Source organism: Streptomyces sp. NPDC025651, from assembly GCF_055558735.1.
The window spans coordinates 109,004-128,501 of the sequence record NZ_JBVHLZ010000020.1; the positions used below are offsets into that span (position 1 = coordinate 109,004).

General features: G+C 72.7%; 18 protein-coding genes. 3 read left to right on the forward strand and 15 right to left on the reverse strand.

Annotated elements, in window-relative coordinates:
- The first annotated feature begins 173 nt into the window (after nt 1-173).
- Entirely contained in the window at nt 174-1,223 is a 1,050-nt protein-coding gene (locus ACZ4D5_RS41365) for a LacI family DNA-binding transcriptional regulator (protein ID WP_467777675.1), read from the forward strand.
- Nucleotides 1,224-1,294: 71 nt separating this feature from the next.
- Here ACZ4D5_RS41365 and ACZ4D5_RS41370 read toward each other — a convergent pair whose 3' ends face one another.
- The 4 genes from ACZ4D5_RS41370 to ACZ4D5_RS41385 all read right to left on the reverse strand — a co-directional run bounded on the left by ACZ4D5_RS41370 (nt 1,295) and on the right by ACZ4D5_RS41385 (nt 6,561).
- Nucleotides 1,295-2,203 (reverse strand): nitroreductase/quinone reductase family protein, encoded by a 909-nt coding sequence (locus ACZ4D5_RS41370; RefSeq protein WP_467777676.1) that lies wholly within the window; start codon nt 2,201-2,203, stop codon nt 1,295-1,297.
- A gap of 340 nt (nt 2,204-2,543) precedes the next feature.
- A complete protein-coding gene (locus tag ACZ4D5_RS41375) occupies nt 2,544-4,118 on the reverse strand; it encodes an alpha-L-fucosidase (protein WP_467777677.1) in 1,575 nt (524 codons plus the stop codon).
- A gap of 131 nt (nt 4,119-4,249) precedes the next feature.
- Nucleotides 4,250-6,139, reverse strand: a complete 1,890-nt coding sequence (locus tag ACZ4D5_RS41380) for a family 20 glycosylhydrolase (protein WP_467777678.1) — start codon at nt 6,137-6,139, stop codon at nt 4,250-4,252.
- Between the two features lie 248 nt (nt 6,140-6,387).
- Nucleotides 6,388-6,561: a hypothetical protein gene (locus tag ACZ4D5_RS41385; RefSeq protein ID WP_167355632.1), complete on the reverse strand. Its 174-nt coding sequence runs from the start codon at nt 6,559-6,561 to the stop codon at nt 6,388-6,390.
- A 216-nt stretch (nt 6,562-6,777) separates the two neighbouring features.
- Between ACZ4D5_RS41385 and ACZ4D5_RS41390 the strand changes: the two genes are divergently transcribed.
- Complete coding sequence (locus tag ACZ4D5_RS41390) at nt 6,778-7,011, forward strand: SDR family NAD(P)-dependent oxidoreductase (RefSeq protein WP_467777679.1); 234 nt, start codon at nt 6,778-6,780, stop codon at nt 7,009-7,011.
- Nucleotides 7,012-7,440: 429 nt separating this feature from the next.
- Here the strand turns inward: ACZ4D5_RS41390 and ACZ4D5_RS41395 are convergent, their stop codons facing one another.
- From ACZ4D5_RS41395 to ACZ4D5_RS41415, 5 genes are all read right to left on the reverse strand, one after another.
- On the reverse strand, nt 7,441-8,928 hold the full coding sequence (locus ACZ4D5_RS41395) for an SDR family NAD(P)-dependent oxidoreductase (protein ID WP_467777680.1): 1,488 nt from the start codon (nt 8,926-8,928) through the stop codon (nt 7,441-7,443).
- A gap of 70 nt (nt 8,929-8,998) precedes the next feature.
- On the reverse strand, nt 8,999-10,369 hold the full coding sequence (locus tag ACZ4D5_RS41400; protein WP_467777681.1) for a wax ester/triacylglycerol synthase family O-acyltransferase: 1,371 nt from the start codon (nt 10,367-10,369) through the stop codon (nt 8,999-9,001).
- A gap of 259 nt (nt 10,370-10,628) precedes the next feature.
- Entirely contained in the window at nt 10,629-11,849 is a 1,221-nt protein-coding gene (gene glgC, locus ACZ4D5_RS41405) for a glucose-1-phosphate adenylyltransferase (protein ID WP_467777682.1), read from the reverse strand.
- 20 nt (nt 11,850-11,869) lie between these two features.
- On the reverse strand, nt 11,870-13,036 hold the full coding sequence (glgA, locus tag ACZ4D5_RS41410; protein WP_467777683.1) for a glycogen synthase: 1,167 nt from the start codon (nt 13,034-13,036) through the stop codon (nt 11,870-11,872).
- A 47-nt stretch (nt 13,037-13,083) separates the two neighbouring features.
- Complete coding sequence (locus tag ACZ4D5_RS41415) at nt 13,084-13,818, reverse strand: IucA/IucC family C-terminal-domain containing protein (RefSeq protein ID WP_467777684.1); 735 nt, start codon at nt 13,816-13,818, stop codon at nt 13,084-13,086.
- 246 nt (nt 13,819-14,064) lie between these two features.
- Here ACZ4D5_RS41415 and ACZ4D5_RS41420 point away from each other — a divergent pair, with 246 nt between their 5' ends.
- The gene (locus tag ACZ4D5_RS41420; RefSeq protein WP_467777685.1) at nt 14,065-15,078 is read left to right on the forward strand and encodes a DMT family transporter; all 1,014 of its coding nucleotides are present in this window, start codon (nt 14,065-14,067) and stop codon (nt 15,076-15,078) included.
- Nucleotides 15,079-15,107: 29 nt separating this feature from the next.
- On the opposite strand, the gene ACZ4D5_RS41425 is transcribed toward ACZ4D5_RS41420, so the two are convergent.
- The 6 genes from ACZ4D5_RS41425 to panD all read right to left on the reverse strand — a co-directional run bounded on the left by ACZ4D5_RS41425 (nt 15,108) and on the right by panD (nt 19,485).
- The gene (locus ACZ4D5_RS41425) at nt 15,108-16,370 is read right to left on the reverse strand and encodes a transglycosylase family protein (RefSeq protein ID WP_467777686.1); all 1,263 of its coding nucleotides are present in this window, start codon (nt 16,368-16,370) and stop codon (nt 15,108-15,110) included.
- Nucleotides 16,371-16,492: 122 nt separating this feature from the next.
- Entirely contained in the window at nt 16,493-17,473 is a 981-nt protein-coding gene (locus ACZ4D5_RS41430) for an acetylxylan esterase (protein ID WP_467777687.1), read from the reverse strand.
- 83 nt (nt 17,474-17,556) lie between these two features.
- Entirely contained in the window at nt 17,557-17,742 is a 186-nt protein-coding gene (locus ACZ4D5_RS41435) for a hypothetical protein (protein WP_362340359.1), read from the reverse strand.
- Between the two features lie 142 nt (nt 17,743-17,884).
- Nucleotides 17,885-18,577, reverse strand: a complete 693-nt coding sequence (locus ACZ4D5_RS41440) for an aspartate/glutamate racemase family protein (protein ID WP_467777688.1) — start codon at nt 18,575-18,577, stop codon at nt 17,885-17,887.
- Complete coding sequence (locus tag ACZ4D5_RS41445) at nt 18,571-18,915, reverse strand: GNAT family N-acetyltransferase (RefSeq protein WP_467777689.1); 345 nt, start codon at nt 18,913-18,915, stop codon at nt 18,571-18,573. The genes ACZ4D5_RS41440 and ACZ4D5_RS41445 overlap by 7 nt, the downstream gene beginning before the upstream one ends.
- 153 nt (nt 18,916-19,068) lie before the next feature.
- Nucleotides 19,069-19,485, reverse strand: coding sequence for an aspartate 1-decarboxylase (gene panD, locus ACZ4D5_RS41450; protein WP_467777690.1), 417 nt, complete (start codon nt 19,483-19,485; stop codon nt 19,069-19,071).
- Between the last annotated feature and the right edge of the window lie 13 nt (nt 19,486-19,498).

Here is a 19,498-nt window from a genome sequence, read left to right on the forward strand (position 1 = left end):
CCGTGATACCCGATGAGGGCCCCCGAGCCGGAGCATCAACTGTCCAGGTCAGAACGGTGTGTTGAAGGCCTTGCGGCAAGTGACTAATGCGCTTTAGGGTCGGACAGCTCAAGCGCATTAGTATCCGGCGGCCAGGAAACCGGGAGCCAGGAGAGCCAGGAAAGGGGCAACGGGTGCAAGGCAAGCGGTCACCGGCGCGCCGGCCGACCATGAAGGACATCGCGCGCCGCGCCGGGGTCTCCGAGAGCGCCGTCTCCTTCGCGCTCAACGACCGGCCCGGCGTCTCCGACGTCACCCGCGACCGGGTGCGCAGGGTCGCGGAGCAGCTGGGCTGGCGGCCCAGCACGGCGGCGCGCGCCCTGTCCGGCGAGGGCTCGGCGACGGTGGGCCTGGTGGTGGCGCGCCCCGCGGCGACGCTGGGTGTCGACTCGTTCTTCCTGCAGCTGATCTCGGGCATCCAGGAGGTCCTCGCGGAGCGGCACTTGGGGCTGCTCTTCCAGGTGGTGGAGGACGTGGCCGCCGAGTGCGCGGTCTACCGCCGCTGGTGGGCCGAGCACCGGGTGGACGGCGTCCTGGTGGTGGACCCGCGCACCGACGACCCGCGGCCCGCACTCCTGGACGAGCTGGGCCTGCCCGCCGTGGTGACGGGGGGCGTGCCCGATCCGGAGGCGGGCCATCCGGGCCTGTCCACGGTGTGGGCGGACGACGCGGGCGCGATGGCGTCGGTCGTGGGCCATCTGCACGCGCTGGGGCACCGCCGCATCGTGCACATCGCGGGCCTCGAAGGCCTCGCGCACACCGAGCGCCGCATCCGCACCCTGCGCGCGGAGGCGGACAGCCGCGGTCTGTCCGGGGTGCGTTCGGTGCCCACGGACTACTCGGACGCGGAGGGCGCCGCCGTGACCCGGCGGGTCCTGGAGTCCGCGCGGCCGCCGACGGCGCTCGTGTACGACAACGACGTGATGGCCGTGGCCGGTGTCGCCGCCGCGAGATCCCTCGGCTTCGCGGTCCCTGACGACGTCTCGGTCGTCGCCTGGGAGGACTCGGCGCTGTGCCGCATGGTGCACCCGTGGCTGACGGCGCTGTCCCGGGACACGGTGGCGTTCGGCCGCACCGCGGCCCGGGAACTGCTCGCCCTCCTGGACGACGGGCCGGCGGCGACGGTACAGGTGCCGTTGCCGCGGCTCATCGAGCGGGAGAGTACGGGGAGGGTGCGGAGCTAGGCGCTCCGCACCCGCTGCCGCATCCCGACCGCGGGCATGCCGCGGCTGGCCGCGTAGTTCCCCGCGCCCCTTCAGGGCGTCGGTGCCCCCGGAGGCCACGGGAGCTCGGCGAGGATCGGCAGCAGCGACTCCTCCTCGTAGTCGAGGTGGGCCGTCAACTCCTGTGACATGCGGGTGAGTTCGGTGCGGAACCGTTCGGGGTCCGCACTCCCGACGTCCGCGAGGAGTGCGGCGAGTTCGCCCTGGATGCGGGCGATGGTCCGGTGCTCGTCGGCGAGCCGGTCGAAGGTCTCGCGCAACTCGGGGTGGTGGCCCGCCATCGCCGGGAAGAGGTGCGCGTCCTCGCCGGTGTGGTGGAACTCCAGGGCGTCGCAGAACGCCAGGCAGTGCTGCCGGATCTGCAGGCCGAGCCCGGGGGCCGGCGGCGCCCCCGGCCCCCGGTGCGCGGCGAGCGCCGCGAAGTGCGCCTCGGTCTCGTCCCGCACGTGCCGCAACTGGCCGCGCAGCCAGCGGTGCACCTGCACCATCTTGTCCGCGAAGTTGCCCGCCTCGGCAGGGATGCCGGCCTCGTGCGCGGGGCGTTCCAGGACGACGACCGGCAGGACGCGACTGGTCCGCGCCTGGTAGTCGCCGTAGCCGGGCTCGGCGGCCACCACGCGCTCGAAGAGCCGGTCGCGCCGCTCCCCCTCCGCGGGGACGGCGATCGCCTCGAACTCCTCGTCGCCGAGCTCCACGCGGACCGCGGGGCGGGCCAGGACGTTGTGGTACCAGTCGGGGTGCCGCGGCGCGCCGAGGTTCGACCCGACGACCAGGAGCAGGCCGCCGTCGCGCACGTAGCCGAGCGGGGTGGTGTGCTCCCTGCCCGACCTCGCGCCGGTGGTGGTGAGCAGGAGGAGGTCGCCGCCCTCGAAGGGGCCGCCGACCTTGCCCGCGTTGGCGCGGAACTCGTCGATCACGGACTGGTTGAAGGATGTGGGCATGACGGTGTGCAATCTCCGTACGGGGTGTCGAGGACCGCGCCGGGCGCGGTGAAGGTGGGGGAATGCCACGCGGGAGAGGCGTGGCGGGAGCGCGCGAAGGCGCGCGGATCAGGCAAAAGCCCTGCGGTGTGAACTCACGACGTATGCATCGGCGTCGTCCTTGAGTGAAGGTGCTCGCCCGATCGCCGACCTGCCCACTGCTCTTTGGTCGGCGCCACGCGGCACGAGCACCATTAGAGTCACCCGCTCCCCCACATGTCAACGCGGGCCCCTCGTCGACGCGGGCCCCTCGTCGACGTGAGCACCTCATCGACGTGAGCACCTCATCAGCGGGAGCCCCTCACACCTCCGACCGGTAGAGGCCGAACTCCGCGATCCGCGCCGTCCGCCGCGATCGGGTCACGCGCAGCCGCCACTGTCGCGCCGTGACCGGTTCCGCCAGGGTCAGCACACGACTCGCGCCCACCGTGTCGACCTCGGCCACCGTCCGCCAGCCGCCGCCGGTCCGCGCCTCGATCACCGCGTGCTCCAGCTGCTGGCCGTGCCGGATGTCCTCGGCGACGCGGATGCGGTCGGCCTCGCGGGGCCTGCCGAGGTCGACGGTGACCGTACCGGCGGCGCAGTCGTGCCGGGTCCGCGCGCCGCGCGCGAGGTCCCTCGGCAGCTCCTTGCGGATGCGCTCGCGGAACTCCCGCAGCCGGACCACGTCCGCGTCCGGCAACAGGCCCCGCCCGTCCGGCGGGATGTTGAGCAGCAGCACCGCGTTGCGCCCGACCGACCGGAACCAGATGTCCGTCAACTGCTCGACCGACTTGGGCTGTTGGTCCTCGTGGTAGAACCAGCCCGGCCTGATGGACACGTCGCACTCGGCGGGCCACCACTGCAGGTAGCGGGCGACGGAGCGCGCCTCGACGAGCGCCTCGCGGCTGCCCTGGTCGGGCGCGTCGTACCTGAGGGCGTAGTCGATGCTGCCGTTTCCGGAGTCCTTGACCGGGACGACGCTCCACTCGTTCTCGCGCGCCAGGCCGCCCTCGTTGCCGACCCAGCGCACGTCCGGGCCGCGCACGGCCATGGTGGCGTCCGGGGCGAGCGCGCGGATCAGCGTGTACCAGCTGTCCCAGTCGTACGTCTCGACCTTGTCCGGCGGGATGCGGCCCTGCGCGCCGTCGAACCACACCTCGTCGACGGGGCCGTACTCGGTGAGGACTTCGTAGAGCTGGTTGAGCATGTGGGCGCCGTAGTCGGTGGCGTCGAGCGTGAAGGAGCGCGGGTCCTCGCCCGCCCGGTCGTCGCCCGGCACGAGGGTGGGGACGGTGCGCGGGGAGCGCTTGCTGCCGTTGGCGTAGACGCCGTGGAGGTACTGGTTCTCGTCGGCGGGCGAGATGTACACACCGACCTTGATGCCGTGCCGCCGCATCGAGTCGGCGAAGGACCGCAGCACGTCACCCTTTCCTGACTGCCAACTGCCGCTCGCCACACTGTGTTTGGTGTAGCGGGACGGGTAGAGGACGAAGCCGTCGTGGTGCTTGACGGTGAGGATGGCCAGCTTGAAGCCGCCGTCGCGCAGGGCGCGCGCCCACTGGTCGGTGTCGAGGCCGGACGGCCGGAAGACGTCCGGGTCCTCGTCGCCGGTGCCCCATTCGAGCCCGGTGAAGGTGTTCACGCCGAAGTGCAGGAACGCGGTCTGTTCCAGCTTCTGCCAGGCGATCTGGCGTGCGGTGGGGCGGACTCGGGCCGCCTTGGCGACGAGGGTCTCGGGCGAGTCGCCGGGGCCGACGGGGATGCGGTGGGGCGGCCGCTCGCCACCGGTCCGGGCGGCGGGGACGGCGGAGGCGGCCACGGCGGGCGAAGTGTTCGACGCGGCGACGGCCGTGGTGACGGCGGCGGCCATGAAGAGGCGTCTGCTGACGGTCATGGAGGTGCTGTCTCCCTCGGGTCGGGGCCAGGAGGCGGTCGGAGTCGGGAGCCGGTCGCGGTCAGAGGGTCCGGGGTCGGGGTCCGGGGGCCGGGGTCAGGGGGCCGGGGTCAGGGCTGAGGGTTCCGGGGTCAGGAAGCGGCCAACCTCCAGACCGCCGGGGCGCGTTGGTCCCGCGGGTACTGCACGACCCGCCCGTCCCGCGTCACGTGCGCGGCCATGCGTGTGACGGCGTTGGTGAGCCGGTGGCCGCCGGGCACCTCCGTCAGCTGCCAGCGCTGCAGCGTGTTCGCGGCGTCGCAGGTCTCCTGGGTCACGGCCGTGCCGGGCTGGAGCGGCACGTTGAGCGTGAGCCTGCCGCCGCGGGTCTCCAGACAGGCGCCGCTCTCCGCGGACCTGAGCGTCACGTACCCGTCGGCGGTGCGCTTCACCTCGACGTCGAGGGGCTCGGCACGGCCCTCGGTGTCGCGCAGGGTGTACGTCCCGTCGGCGACGGGGACCTTCGTCAGGTCACGCCGGCCTGGCGCGTGCACCACGGACGTGGCGCGCTCCACGAACTCCCCGTACGTCGCGTCGGGGTGGGCGTCGCCCCAGGTGACCTGCGCGATGTGGGCGAGCGGCAGCGCCATGGAGGCCGCGACCTCGTTCTCCGTCTCGCCACGGCCGTTGTCGGGCCACAGGCTGATCTTCGCGCCGGTGACGCCGTCGCCGGTGGCGAGCTTCTCGCCCTCGAAGCTGCGCGGGTCCCACCGCTGCTCGTACAGCTTCTCGGTGTCGGTGTGGAAGCCGCCGCGCACGAGGTAGAGGGAGTAGGCGGCGTTCATCAACGGGTGGCCCTGGCCGATGAGTTCGCTCGGCTTCGTCTTCACGTCCAGCCAGTGCTCGACGGTGGTGCCGGGCGCGACGGGGACGGTGTGGTCGCCGGTGAGTCCGTCGTTCCAGACGCGCAGGCTCCTGCCCTTGCTCCGCACGTAGGCGTGCACGCGGTTCACGAAGTCGATGAAGGCGTCCTGCGGGGTGGCGCGCTCGCCGTACTTCTCCTTCGCGTACTCCAGGACGTGCGGATACTTGGCGAAGTCGGAGCCGAGCATGTACTCGTCGGCCCCCATGCGCCAGGACGTCGCGGGGAAGACCTCGGCGTACTCGTCGACGAGGCTCGTGTAGTAGGCGAAGGACGCGTCCTTGGTGACGTCGAGGCGCGAGGGCTGGGCCTTGCCGTCGGAGTCGGTGAGCTGGAGATCGGGCCGCTTCTCCAGCCAAGGGTCCATGTGGCCCGGGGAGTTGATCTCCGGAACGATCGTGACGTGGTACTTCTCGCCGAGCGCGACGAGTCGGCGCATCTCGCTCCTGGTGTAGTAGCCCCAGGAGTTGGCCTCGGGGTGCCGCTCGCTCTTCACCTTGAGCTCGAGAAGCAGCTGGTTCTGCTTTCGATACGCCATGTCGCGCACGAGGTTCTCCAGCCAGGGCGTGGAGATGTTGATGTAGCAGGCGCAGACGCCGACGCCGCGCTCCTTGTAGCGCGGCACGTCGACGGTGCTTCCGGCCGGGACGCCGTCGCCCTGGGAGAGGAGCTGGAGCAGGGTCCGGGTGCCGTAGAAGGCACCGGCCTCGCGGGCACCGGTGATCTCCAGCCGGTCACCCGCGCGCAGCTCGTACCCCTCGGAGCCGAGCGACTCCCGGGCCCGGTCGACGTCGATCACGACGTCCCCGTCGCGCGCGGCACCGCGCGTCACCACGGGCACGCGCCCCTTGCCCGCGGCCTTCAGGTCGTCGGCGAGCGTGGCGGCGACGCGGCGCGAGTCGGGGTCACGCGCGACGAGGCGGGTACCGGGCCCGTAGCGGTAACTGCCTTCGGCGGGCGTCCAGTCGGTGAGGGCGGGGACGGTGCGGGGCGCGCCCGGCGGGGCTTCCTCGGCGGCGGCGCCCGGGACCGGCGCCGCCACCAGGACGAGCGCCGCGAGCGCACCGGCGATGCGAGGAAACCGGCGGCGGGGCAGGGAGAACGAACGCAGTTCGGTCATGAGGTCCGATGATTCAAGCGCCCCACAGAGGTGTCAATGCATCGCGCGCCACAGGGACTTGGACATTCCTGCGGCCACGCACCCCTTTGCTCCGCGTGAACTCACACGGACCCATCGGATGAATGAGGCGCTGCGGCGGGGTCCCGCGAAAGGCCCCGCTCACACCTGCGCCCCCGCCGTCGAAGGTCGGGGGCGCGTGGCGAAGCGGACCGGGAACCGGGCCGGACCGATGCCGGGGGTGTGCCCGGTCAGTCGATGCCGGGGAGGATGTGCGGCTCGGCGAGGTCGTCCTCGTAGCCGGCCAGGCGGATCGGGGCCGCCTTGGCCCACGCCTCCAGGTTGCGGAGCTTCTGGGGCCTCCCGGCCCGTTCGCCGCCGCGTTCCGCCGGTCGCTTTTCGTGCTTCGTCAGATCTGGTGTCACCGCGCACTCCTTTGTGTCGCGTAACGGAGGGACAAGTCAGGGCAGTTCGGTCGCGGTGGCGCCGTCTCTGGCGGGACCGCGGCCGTGGTGCCGGCCTGTCCCGGGGCGGCCGAGGGAGGCTTGTGGCTCCCTGGTGGCTACCCGTTCGCCTCAGGTTAACCAAATGAGCGGACCCGCGCTCGATGGGGCTCCAAAGACAGGGGTTGATTCCGGACAATGACGGACCAGGCAGGGCAGAAGACGGCTACGCCAGGAGTGGCGTCGGTGACCGGCGGCTCCCGCGGGACCGGGTTCGCCGCCGCCAGGGCCCTCGCCCGGGCCGGCCACCGGCTCGTCGTCACCGCGCGTGACGCCGAAGGGGTGCGGGCCGCGGTGGACGCACTCCGTGCGACTGGCGCGAAAGCGGTCGGCCCGGCGGGCGGCTCGACGTCCTCGTCAACAACGCCGTGACCGTCGACGCCGCCCCGCGTCTGCCCCAACTCGCCTGGCAGGCCCGGATGTCGGAGCACGGCGGCCCTGCCGCATCTCTCCCGTCAGCCGGGCTCCCGCTCGGACGCATCGGTGAGCCCGAGGGCGTGGCGCGGGCCGTGCCGTGCCGTGCCGTGGCCGGTCTCGGACGGGGCCGCCTGGGTCACGGGGACGGACCCGGTCGTGGACGGCGGCACACGGGCCCGCGCGGCCCGGACGGGAAGCGGCCGCCCCTCGCACACGGGAGAACGCCCTTCACCCACGGGAAAGGGCCCGTCGTACGCGATGCACGAGCACCACCTGCGCACGACGGGCCCCGACACCCGCTGAGGGCCTACCGCCCCCGCTGAGGGCCCATACCGTCCCCGTCGAGGACCCACCGCCCCCTTCAGGAACCCTCGGCCCCCGCCGCTACCACTTGCCCGGCGCGTAGTCCTTCAGGAAGACGCCGTACAGGTCCTCGCCCGCCTCGCCGCGCACGACCGGGTCGTAGACGCGGGCGGCGCCGTCGATCAGGTCGAGCGGGGCGTGGAAGCCCTCCTCGGCCAGGCGCAGCTTGTCGTAGTGCGGGCGCTCGTCGGTGATCCAGCCGGTGTCCACCGAGGTCATGAGGATGCCGTCGGTCTGGAACATCTCCTGGGCGCTGGTCCGCGTGACCATGTTCATCGCGGCCTTCGCGGCGTTCGTGTTCGGGTGGCCCGCGCCCTTGTAGCCGCGGCCGAAGACGCCCTCCATCGCGGAGACGTTGACGACGTACGCGCGGCCGCTCGCCGCCTTCTTCGCGGCGTCGGCCATGGCCGAGCGCAGCGCGCTGATCAGGATGAACGGCGAGGTGTAGTTGCACAGCTGGGTCTCGAGGAGCTCCACGGGGGAGATCTGCTCGATGGTCTGCACCCACGTGTTGCTGTCGACGACGTCCGGGACCAGGCCGCCCGCGTCGATCGCGGTGCCGTCCAGGTGCCGGGCGACGCTGGCGTTGCCCGCGACCAGCGCGAGGTCGGCGACCTGCTGCGCCTCCAGGCCGCTGGTGCCGACCGGCAGCGCGGCCAGACCGTCCACCGCGCCGGAGTTGAAGGCGCCGATCACGGAGTGGGCGGGCAGCTCCCCGGCGGGCAGCGGCGCGCTCTCGCCGTCGACCAGGGCGGCGTACGCGGAGGGCAACCGGCGCACGGTCTGCGTCGCGTTGTTGATCAGGATGTCCAGCGGCCCGGCCTCGGTGACCCGCTCGGCGAGCGCGACGGACTGGGCCGGGTCGCGCAGGTCGATGCCGACGACCTCAAGCCGGTGCAGCCAGTCCGCCGAGTCGTCCATCGCCTTGAAGCGGCGGATGGCGTCCTTGGGGAACCGCGTCGTGATGGTGGTGTGGGCACCGTCACGCAGCAGGCGCAGCGCGATGTACATGCCGATCTTGGCGCGGCCGCCGGTGAGCAGGGCGCGCTTGCCGGTGAGGTCGGCGCGGGCGTCGCGCTTGGACCGGTTCAGGCGGGCGCAGTCCGGACAGAGCTGGTGGTAGAAGTAGTCGACTTCCACGTACCTGGTCTTGCAGGTGTAGCAGGAGCGCGGGCGCTGGAGTATCCCCGCGATCCGGCCCTCCTCCGTCTGCGAGGAGGGCAGCAGGCCCTCGGTCTCGTCGTCGATGCGCTGCGCGGAGCCGGTGGCGGTGGCCTCCGTGACGGCCTTGTCGTGGGCGGTCTTGGCGGCGCGGCGCTCCTGGCGGCGGCGCTGCTTCACCGTCCGGTAGATCCCCGCCGTCGCGCGGCGCACCGCGATCGCGTCCGGGTGGTCCACCTCCAGCTTGTCCAGCTCGTCGAGCACGCTGAGGCAGACGGCGAGACGGTCCGGGTCGATGCCGGGCCCGTACTCGACGGGGCCTTCCTGGCTGTCGTCTGTCACCGTCATCGCCGCTGTCCTCGCGTCATTCCGTGCCGCGGCGCATCTGGTCGTCCGCGGAAGCTCCAAAAGCGCAACTTTACGTAGCGGCGGGCCCCGTCACCAAACCCGCGCCCCGGGCGCACACCGCCACGAGGCCGTCGATCTCGTGCCGTACGCACTGCGCGAGGAGCTCCAGATCGGGTACGGCGGCGGCGTCGGCGACCAGGCCGTAGTGCACCCTGCCCCGGTAGGTGGAGACGGCGACGGCCAGGGACTGCCCCCGGGCGAGCGGCGCGAAGGGGTACACCTCGGCCAGCGGGCAGCCGCCGAGCCGCAGCGCGATCCCCGGCAGCGGGACGCTGGTGACGAGGATGTCGAAGAGCAGCCGGGCGGCCTGCGCGACGACGGGCCCGCCGATCCTGTGCCCGAGCGGATGCACGTGCTCGGCGAGCAGTGCCACGGCCCCCGCGCCCCGCTCGGGGCCCGCCTCCTTGTTGCGGTCCATGGCGGCGCGCACGCGGCGCAGCCTGACCAGCGGGTCCTCGTCGCTGACCGGCAGCCGGACGAGATACCCGGAGAGCCGGTTGCCCGGCGGCTGCGCGGAGCGCGGGCGGCGCCGCGACACGGGGACCAGGGCGCGCGGCTCGACGCCCTCGCTGCAGTCGCCGCGCTCGTCGAGCCAGCGGCGCAGGGCTCCGGCGACCACGGCGATCACCACGTCGTTGACGGTGCCGCCCACGGCCTTGCGCACCTGGTGCACCTCGTCGAGGTCGAGGACGACCCCTGCGGTACGCCGGGTGCCCGTGGCGGCCGAGGTGAAGGCGGCGCAGGAGCGCGCCCCCAGGGTGGCGCGCGCCACGGAGGAGCCGATGCCGAGGGCCTGGCCGACCTCCGCGACGGCGCCGCGCACGAGGCCGGGCAGTCGGCGCGGGTCGGGGACGGACCACCGGGATGCCGCGGGGGCCTGCGGGCGCTGCCGGGACGCGGGCAGGTCGACGGGGTCGAGGAGGGCCGCGCCGAGCGTCAGCGCGCGCAGCCCGTCGGCGAGCGCGTGGTGGAACTTGAACAGCACCGCGAAGGACGTGCCGTCGGCGCCGGGCAGCACATGGGCCTCCCAGGGCGGCCGCTCGCGGTCCAGCTGCCGCTGCATGAGCTCCCCCGCAGCGGCGTGGAAGTCCGCGACGGGCGCCGAGAGCCGCACGTGCTCCAGCGGGTCGAAGGCGGGCACGGGCACGCGCGTCGCGCCGCCCACGGGAAGCCAGACGGAACGTATGCGCATGCGAAGTCCCGGCACGGCCGCCGCGCGGTCCGCGAGGAGCTCGACGGCGCGCTCCGCCGCGCCGGGCCCGTCGGACTCGAAGACGCCGAGCGCCCCGAGGTGCATGGGGTGCTCGGCGGTCTCGATGTTCCAGAAGGCCAGATCGAGAGGTGTGAGCAGGTCGGAGGTCTCAGCAGGCGATGTAGTCAAGGGATCGCTCTCGCGTCGAGGACGATGCGGGGGATGGCGAACGAGAAGTCAACCGCTACGAGCGACTACGGTCAAGTACGATCAAGCTACGCTGAGTTAACAACAGATTAAGCCCCGCCTCCCTGGGAGAGGCGGGCCTGATGTGACTCATGTGGTGCAAAAGCGAACCTCTGCGTCGACTGAGCCGTGCCTCCCGACCGAGCCGTACCGCCGGGCGGAGCCGAGCCGCACCGCCCGGCAGGCCGACCGACCTCGCTCTTCACATCGGCACCGTCTGCCCCTTCCCCAGCGCGATCACCCCGCCCTGGGAGACCGTGTACAACTCCTCGTCCCGCTCCGGGTTGACGCCGATCGTCGCGCCCGGCGGTACGTCGACGTTCTTGTCCAGGACGGCGCCGCGCACCACCGCTCCCCGCCCGACGCGGACGTTGTCGTGCAGCACGGAACCCTGCACCACCGCGCCCTCCTCGACGGTCACGCCGGGCGAGAGGACGGAGCGGGTGACCTGGCCGCGGATGACGCAGCCGGGGCTGACGATCGACTCGCCCGCGATGCCTCCCGCGCAGAACTTGGCGGGCGGCAGGCCGCCGGAGTGGGTGTAGATGGGCCAGCGGCGGTTGTCCAGGTTGAAGACGGGGTGGTCGGAGATCAGATCCATGTGCGCTTCGTAGTACGAGTCCAGGGTGCCGACGTCGCGCCAGTAGCCGTGGTCGCGCGCGGTCTCGCCCGGGACGTGGTTGCCGTCGAAGTCGTACACCTGGGCAAGGCCGCGCTCGGTCAGCAGGGGCAGGATGGAGCCGCCCATGTCGTGCGCCGACTCCTCGTTCTCCGCGTCCTGTTGGAGGGTGTCGACGAGCGTCTTGGTGGTGAAGACGTAGTTGCCCATCGAGGCGAAGACCTGGTTCGGGGAGCCCGGCAGGCCCGGCGGGTCGGTGGGCTTCTCCAGGAAGCGCTCCACCCGCGTCCCGTCGCGGGCGGGCGTGATGACGCCGAACGACGACGCCTCGGCGCGCGGCACCCTGATGCCCGCGACGGTCACCGCGGCGCCGTTGTCGATGTGCTGGGCGAGCATCTGGCGCGGGTCCATGCGGTAGACGTGGTCGGCCCCGAACACCGCGATGTAGTCGGGCTGTTCGTCATGGACGAGGTTGAGGGACTGCAGGATGGCGTCCGCACTGCCCAAGTACCAGCGCGGGCCCAGGCGTTGCTGGGCCGGCACGGGCGTGACGTAGTTGCCGAGCAGGCTCGACATGCGCCACGTCGTCGTCACGTGCCGGTCCAGTGAGTGCGACTTGTACTGCGTGAGGACGCAGATGCGCAGGATGTCGCCGTTGACGAGATTGGAGAGCACGAAGTCGACGAGGCGGTACGTCCCGCCGAAGGTGACCGCGGGTTTGGCCCGGTCGGCGGTGAGCGGCTGCAGGCGCTTGCCCTCCCCGCCGGCGAGCACGATTCCGAGCACCGAAGGTCCACCGCGCATCCCAGCCCCCTATTTGTCGGCTATCTGTCGGCGTGCAGGATCTCCTCGTACACCTCGACCGTGCGCCGGGCGACCGTGTTCCAGCCGAACTCGCGCAGCGCGCGGTACCGCCCGGCCACCCCCATCGCCCCGGCCCGCTCCGGGTCGGTGGCCAGCCTGTTCAGGAGCAGCCCCAGGTCGTGCTCGAAGCCTTCCGGGTCCTTCTTCTCGTACGGGACGAGCAGGCCCGTCGTCCCGTCCGCCACGACCTCGGGGATGCCGCCGACCCGCGAGGCCACGACGGCCGTGCCGCACGCCATGGCCTCCAGGTTGACGATGCCCAGCGGCTCGTACACCGAAGGGCAGACGAACACCGCGGCGTGGGTGAGGAGTTGGATGATCTGGGGGCGCGGCAGCATCTCGGGGATCCACTGGACGCCCGCGCGGGCCCGGCTGAGCTCCTCGAAGAGCGTGCGGAACTCGGCGCCGACCTCCGGGGTGTCCGGGGCACCCGCGCACAGGACGAGCTGGACGTCGCGGTCCAACCCCCGGGCCGCGCGCAGCAGATGGGGCACGCCCTTCTGCCGGGTGATGCGCCCGACGAACAGGACGTACGGGCGCCGGGGGTCGATGCCGAGCCGCTCAAGGACGTCCGTGTCGTGGTCGGGGCGGTACAGCTCGGTGTCGATGCCGTTGTGGACGACGTGGACCTTCGCCGGGTCGATCGCCGGGTAGCAGGCCAGGATGTCCTCGCGCATCGCGCCGGACACCGCGATGACCCCGTCGGCCGCCTCCGCGGCGGTGCGCTCGGCCCAGCTCGACAGGGCGTATCCGCCGCCGAGTTGCTCGGCCTTCCAGGGGCGCAGGGGCTCCAGGGAGTGCGAGGTCATCACGTGCGGGATGCCGTGCAGGAGCTTGCCGACGTGGCCCGCGAGATTGGCGTACCAGGTGTGGGAGTGGACCAGGTCGCGCCCGGCGAGGGCCGCGGCCATCGACAGGTCCACGGAGAAGGTGCGCAGCGCGTCGTTGGCACCGTCGAGCGCGGGCCACGCCCGGTGGCGCACGAGTCCGTCGGCGGCGCCCTCGCCCCAGCAGTGCACGTCGAGGTCGGTCAGGGAGCGCAACTCCCGCGCGAGGAACTCGACATGGACGCCGGCTCCGCCGTAGACGTCCGGTGGATACTCCCGGGTGAGCAGTCCCACCTTCACGTAGAACCCTCCGTCGTCCGCCCGATGCCGGCCGCGCCTCCTCATGGTCACCCAGACGCGGCCCCGGGGGAAGACCGCTGCGGCGGGCGGTCGAAGCAGCAGTCGCCGCACAGGCCGCCGCTGGGGCAGCGGTAGTAGAGGCAGCAGCTGCGGCGCCGGAAGGCGGTGCCCTCCAGAGTGCCGGTGCCGCGCAGGTCGGGGTGGTCGAAGAGTTCGGCGGCAAGCCTCAGGGCCCGCTCCCCCGCCTCGGGGCGCCCCTCCCGCACCGCCCAGCCGTGCAGCTCGCGCACCGCGCCCGCGAGCGCGGAGCCCGCGTTGCCCCACAGCAGCCCCGCGGAGATCCGGTGGCGGGCGCGCAGGGCGTCGGCGAGCGGCGCCAGGTGGCCGTGCTGCACGACGTCGCGTACGGAGTCGGCGTCGCCCGGCAGCAGCCGTACGTCGGTCAGCCACAGGTCGTCGGGCGAGGTTCCGTCGGCGTCCCAGCACAGCCGGGCGGGGTCGAGGTCGGGCACGGCCCCGTACAGCGCCGCGGAGCCGAGCGCCACGGACCAGAGCCGGGCGGCGAGCCCGAGTTGGGCCACGGACACCGCGATGCGGTCCTCGGGGGCGCCGAGCCGCCGCGCGACCTTCGCGACGCGGAAGGCGAGCGGACCGTCGGCCTCCGGTGACGCCTCGTACACGTCGGCGAACGGCACGGCGCCGCCACCGTCCCGCGGCCCCGCGCGCAGGGCGAAGAAGCCGCCGACGGATCCGAGTTCTGCCAGGTCGATGTGGGTGCTCACGACAGCAGTAGAGCAAGTCGGCGCGGCGCGTCCATCCTCGGGGGGTGTCCCGTCGTCCCCCCGTCCCCCTAGGGGGTGGCCCACCCTGGGGAGGACGGAAGAAGTCCGTACTCCATCGGCAGTAGGAGCGAATGCCTGCTCAGGTACGACGACGTGGCGGCGTTCCCGCGTCATCGTTGTATCCATGGAAGCCGACCGTTCGTCCGCCCGGGTCCACCGGGCCCACCGCGCGCCGCGGAGCACGTCATGAGTGCCCTCGCGCTGGCCGTGCTGCTCTCCCTCGTCTCCGCCGTGGCCTACGCCGGCGGGGCGATCCTGCAGGAGCGCGTGGCCGCGACGACGCCGGAGCGGCGGTACGCGCCGCTGCGCCGCGGTGCCTGGTGGACCGCGGTCTCCCTGAACGGCCTCGGCGCGCTGCTGCACGTGGTGGCTCTCGCCTACGGCCCGCTCAGCCTCGTCCAGCCGCTGGGCGCGCTGACGATCGTCTTCGCCCTGCCGATGGCCGCCGTGTTCGTGCGGCGCAGGGCCGGGGCCACCGCGTGGCGCGGCGCGATCATGGCGACGGTGGGTCTCGCCGGGCTCCTCTCGCTCACCTCGTCGTCCGACTCCCAGTCCCTGGGCGGCACGGAGCACCTCATGCTGGCGCTTGCCACGGGCGGCGGTGTGGTCGCCCTGATGGTGGCGGCCCACGCCGTGCACCGCCACCCGGTGGTGCGCAGCGTGCTCCTCGCCTGCGCGGCGGGCGCGGCGTTCGGCATCGCCTCGGTCTTCACGAAGACGGTGGCGGTGGAGTGGAGCCGGAACGTTCCGCTCGTCGAGCAGCTGCCGAGCGTCGCCGTGATCGCGGCCCTGGCGTCGGCCGGCGTGCTGATCTCGCAGGCCTCGTACCGGGGCGCGGGCCTCGCGGCGCCCCTGTCGACGGTGACGGTCGTGAACCCGGTGGTCGCGGCGGCGGTCGGCCTGACGCTGCTCGGCGAATCCTTCCGCTACGGCACCACGGGCACCGCCCTGGCACTGGGCTGCGGGGTCGTCGCCGCGGGCGGCCTGATCCTGCTCACCACGGAGCGGATCGCACGGGAGACGTCGACCGCGCCCGCGGAGCTCCCCGTGCCGCGGGGCGGCGCCTCCGAGGCCCCGCCGAAGCCGCGGCCCGTCGTCGCGGAGCCGCTGCGCGCGGTGCCGACCCAGACCACGATCACGCCGGCTCACCGGCGGATGCGCCCGCGCCACCACGGGCGCCGCGAGCGCATCGTCTCCTGAACCGGTCCCTCGCGGGCCGGGCGCCGCTCTCAGATCCGTACGCCGCGGGCCCGCAGATAGGCGAGGGGGTCGATGTCGGAACCGAAGCCGGGCCCCGTCCGCACCTCGAAGTGCAGATGCGGGCCCGTGCTGTTGCCGGTGGACCCGGACCGCGCGATGCGCTGCCCGGCGCCGACCTGCTGCCCGGCCTTCACGGAGAGCGCCGAGAGGTGCCCGTACTGGCTGTACTTGCCGTCGGCGTGGCGTATGACGACCTGGTAGCCGTAACTGCCGCCCCAGCCCGCCGAGACGACCCGCCCGGCGGCGACGGCCTTCACGGACGTCCCGGTGGCCACGGGGAAGTCGACGCCCGTGTGGTACCCCTTCGACCAGGAGCCGCCCGCGGCGCGGTAGGGAGTGCTGGGCGAGGCGGCGACAGGAGCGACGGCCCCGGCCTGCTGGGCACGCGGCGCGGAGGCCTCAGAGGAGCGCGGCGCTTCGCGCTTCTTCTCGGCGGCCTTGCGCTCAGCCGCCTTTCGCTCGGCTGCCTTTCGCTCCGCCGCTTTGCGCTCGGAGGCCTTCTTCTCCGCGGCCCGCTTGTCGGCGGCCTTCTGCCGGGCGCGGGCCTCGGCCTGGTCCTGGGTACGCTCCCGGGCCCGTTCCTTGACCGGTTCCTGCCCCCGGCCCTTGCCCGTCCCGTGCACCGAGAGCCGCTGGCCCGGCGTGATCAGATCCGGGTCCCCGCCGATGACGCGCCGGTTGGCGTCGTACAACTGCCGCCAGCCGCCCCGGACTTTGCGTTCGTCGGCGATGCCGGAGAGGGTGTCGCCGCGGACCACGGTGTACATCTCGGCGCTGCCCGCGGCGGACTGCGGGGTCACCTCGGGCCTGACGTCCTTGACGGCGCGCTTGGTGGTGACGTCCGGCGAGGAGCCGCCCCGGGTGAGGCCGGCCTTCGCGGAGCACACCGGCCAGGCGCCCGGCCCCTGCGCGTCGAGGACCTTCTCGGCGACGGCTATCTGCTGGTCCTTGGTCGCGCGGTCGGCGCGCGGGGCGTAGGCGGTGCCGCCGTACGCCTCCCAGGTGGACTGCTTGAACTGGAGGCCGCCGTAGTAGCCGTTGCCGGTGTTGATGCTCCAGTTGTTGCTGGACTCGCAGGCCGCGACCTTGTTCCAGGTGTCGACGTCCGCGGCGCTCGCGGTTCCCGCGACGGTCAGCGGGAGCGCCATGCCCGCGCCGCCCGCCGTGACGGTCAGCGACGCGCGGTTGATGCGGTTCGGCTGATACCGGCGGTGCCGACCCCGTACGGCCATTGGGAGCCCCCTCAGACACACGTCATCACGGATTGCACACAGCGGTCACACGACAAGCCCGCAAGCTAGCCGGTCGGACCAATCCATGACAAGAGCCGGGAACCCAGGGGCTCTTGAACGAGTCACTCCCTCAAGTGGCGGCTCACCCACCGCAGTTGCACGCCCTGCTGGTACGGGCCACCCCCCTCGTGGTCGTTGAAGGCGTACACCTCCATCGAACGCCCGCTCCCCGCATAGGCGTTGAAGGCGGCGAACACCGTGGAGGGCGGACAGGTCTGATCCTCCAGAGCGGCGGAGAAGAGGGCGGGAGCACGCCCCCGCGCGGCGAAGTGCACGCAGTCGAAATAGGACAACGTCCGAAAGACCCGCTCGCGCCCGTCGCGCCGCGCCTTCAGATAGAGGCCGATCTCCTTGTAGGGGTGGCGGTCGGTGAGGGTGGCGGCACGGGGAAAGTCGCACAGGAAGGGAACATCGGGCGCGATGGCGGCCAGATCCGGCACCAGGCCCCCCACGGCGAGAGCCAGCCCGCCCCCCTGACTGCTCCCCAGCACGGCGACGCGCGAGGCGTTCACGAGGGGATGGGAACGGACGGCTTCGACGGCCCGCACCGCGTCCACGTACAGGCGCCGGTAGTAGTAGTCGTGCGGGTCCTCGACGCCACGGGTCAGGAACCCCGGGTACGCGGGCCCGCTCCCCACGGGGTCCGGCGTGTCGCCCTGCGCCCAGCCTCCGCTGCCCTGTCCACGGGTGTCCATCACGAAGTGCGCGAAGCCGGCCGCGGCCCAGAGCAGATGCATGTGGGGCAGCCCGCGCCCGCCGCCGTAGCCGATGTACTCCACGACGGCGGGCAACGGCGCGCCGCTCTCCGCCCCGGCGGGCAGCACGAGCCACCCCTTGATGGGGTGACCGCCGAACCCGGCGTACGTGACGTCGAAGACCCGCACGCCGGTCAGCGGCAGCTCCACCGGCTCGAACCGGGCGTCGAGTTCATGCTGTCGCGCCTCCAGCAACGTCTTCTCCCAGAAGACGTCGAAGTCGTCGGGCTCGAGCGACTCGGCCTGGTAGCGGCGCAGTTCATGAAGAGGCAGGTCGAATTGCGGCACGGGCGACTCTCCTTCGGACAGTGGCGTCTGAAGGTCACGCTATGCCAGCGATCCTGCTCCAAACAGGTGCGTCACCTCTCCGGTCAGGACACCGGTCCCGGCTGCGGCTCCGGCACGGGGTCGGGGCCCGGCGGCTTGGGGATCGGCGACGGGGAGGGCTCCGGCGAGGGCCGGGGCTCGGGGCGCGGCACGGGATCCGGATCCGGGAAGGGCCGCTCGGGCTCCGGGAACGGGGCGGGCGGCGTGGGATCGGGGAACGGTTGAGTCATTGCGGTCCTCCAGCCAGTGATACGTCGGCTTCACCCCCGCCTACCCGACGCCCCCTCCTCCAAGCGTTCCACGCATACCCGGGCCCCGCGAATCCCCGCCCCGCCTCCCCGCCGCGGTGGACGTGCGCGAGCAGCCCCCCCCCTACGCCCCGGCCGCCCCCACGGCCGCCGCGAGCCCCACCCGAGGGCTGGACAGCACGGGAACCCGCACCGCACCGTCCGGAACCAACTCCGCGCCGCCCGCCATCGACGCCTGCGCCAGCACGATCACATCCGCGCCCCGCACCTCCCGCACCGCCCGCGCCACCGCTTCCGCGTACCCCGCCAAGTCCCCCGCCAGAAACCGCTCCCACGCCCCGCCCACCAGCTCGGCCCGCACGGACACCTCACGCCCGGCACGCGCCGCCTCTTCCTCGACCAGGGCCACGGTCGGCCCCACCGTGGACTCGACCGTGGCGAGCACGACGACCCGCGGCCCCGAGGCGACGGCGGCCGCGGCCATGGGCCGGTCGACCCGCAGCACGGGAAGCCCCAGGTCGTCCCCCAGCACCTCGGCGACGCCCCCGATGGTGGAGCAGGTGCACAGCACGGCACCAACCCCGGCACCAGCTCCGGCGCCGACCCGGGCATCGGCCCCGGCCCCACCACCGACGACCCGCACCAGAGCGTCCCGCACGTCAGGAGCAACCGCCTCCGCCCCCACCACCCGGGCCCGCTCCAGCAGTTCCTCCACCACGTGGTGCCGCAGCTCGACCCCCGGATGCCCGTCGTCCCGCAGGCCGTCGAAGACCGGCACGTGCGCGGCGGACGTATGCAGCAGTCCCAGCGTCACCATGCCGAGGGATCCGTCCTGACCTTGTCCAGCGCGGCCCGCATCAGCTCCTCCGAGGCGGCGGGCGCCTGCTCGGGATGCCGCTCGGCCCACTTCACGACGTACGGACACAGGGGCGCCACGGCGAGGCCTTCCCGCGCCGCGACGGCGTACAGCTGCGCGGCGAGCGCACCCGCGATCCCCTTGCCCTCGTGCGCGGACGCCACTTCGGTGTGCACCGGCACGAGCGCGGCCTGCGGGGCGTCCAGCGTGAAGTACACGATGTGCCCGACGACTTCACCCCCGTCGGACGCCTCCAGGACACCCCGGCCACGATCGTCCCGAATCTCGATCCCACTCATCGCTTCTCCTCACATGTGAAACACGCGAAACACGCGAAACACGCGAAGCAGCCCAGGACGGACGGGACGAGAGCGGGACGGGAACGGGGCGGAACGGGACCGGCCACCACAGCGAGCCGGTCCCGCGATCTCTCGATCTGTCGATCTGTCGATCTACAGGCTCAAGGGACTCCGCATCATCTCCGGATCCCCGGGTACGGCCTCCGCCGGATCGTCGCCGAGAGCCACGACGCGATTGCCCTCGTCGACATGCACGACCCGCGGCCGCAGCGCCCGCGCCTCGGCGTCCTCGACCTGGGCGTAGCTGATGATGATCACCCTATCCCCGGGGTGGACGAGGTGCGCGGCCGCGCCGTTGATGCCGATGACACCACTGCCGCGCTCGCCCTCGATCGTGTACGTCTCCAGGCGGGCGCCATTGGTGATGTCGACGATGTGGACGAGCTCGCCGGGCAGCAGATCGGCGGCGTCGAGCAGGTCGGCGTCGATGGTCACGGATCCCACGTAGTGCAGGTCCGCCTGGGTGACCGTGGCGCGATGGATCTTGGACTTGAACATGGTACGAAACATGATCAAAAAGCCA

Excerpts from the sequence above, each read along its gene's own strand:
- ACZ4D5_RS41370 (WP_467777676.1), bottom strand. The coding sequence starts at position 2,203 with ATGCCCACATCCTTCAACCAGTCCGTGATCGACGAGTTCCGCGCCAAC.
- ACZ4D5_RS41375 (WP_467777677.1), bottom strand. The coding sequence starts at position 4,118 with ATGACCGTCAGCAGACGCCTCTTCATGGCCGCCGCCGTCACCACGGCC.
- ACZ4D5_RS41380 (WP_467777678.1), bottom strand. The coding sequence starts at position 6,139 with ATGACCGAACTGCGTTCGTTCTCCCTGCCCCGCCGCCGGTTTCCTCGC.
- ACZ4D5_RS41390 (WP_467777679.1), top strand. The coding sequence starts at position 6,778 with ATGACGGACCAGGCAGGGCAGAAGACGGCTACGCCAGGAGTGGCGTCG.
- ACZ4D5_RS41395 (WP_467777680.1), bottom strand. The coding sequence starts at position 8,928 with ATGACGGTGACAGACGACAGCCAGGAAGGCCCCGTCGAGTACGGGCCC.
- glgC (WP_467777682.1), bottom strand. The coding sequence starts at position 11,849 with ATGCGCGGTGGACCTTCGGTGCTCGGAATCGTGCTCGCCGGCGGGGAG.
- ACZ4D5_RS41420 (WP_467777685.1), top strand. The coding sequence starts at position 14,065 with ATGAGTGCCCTCGCGCTGGCCGTGCTGCTCTCCCTCGTCTCCGCCGTG.
- ACZ4D5_RS41425 (WP_467777686.1), bottom strand. The coding sequence starts at position 16,370 with ATGGCCGTACGGGGTCGGCACCGCCGGTATCAGCCGAACCGCATCAAC.
- ACZ4D5_RS41435 (WP_362340359.1), bottom strand. The coding sequence starts at position 17,742 with ATGACTCAACCGTTCCCCGATCCCACGCCGCCCGCCCCGTTCCCGGAG.
- ACZ4D5_RS41440 (WP_467777688.1), bottom strand. The coding sequence starts at position 18,577 with ATGGTGACGCTGGGACTGCTGCATACGTCCGCCGCGCACGTGCCGGTC.
- ACZ4D5_RS41445 (WP_467777689.1), bottom strand. The coding sequence starts at position 18,915 with ATGAGTGGGATCGAGATTCGGGACGATCGTGGCCGGGGTGTCCTGGAG.
- panD (WP_467777690.1), bottom strand. The coding sequence starts at position 19,485 with ATGTTTCGTACCATGTTCAAGTCCAAGATCCATCGCGCCACGGTCACC.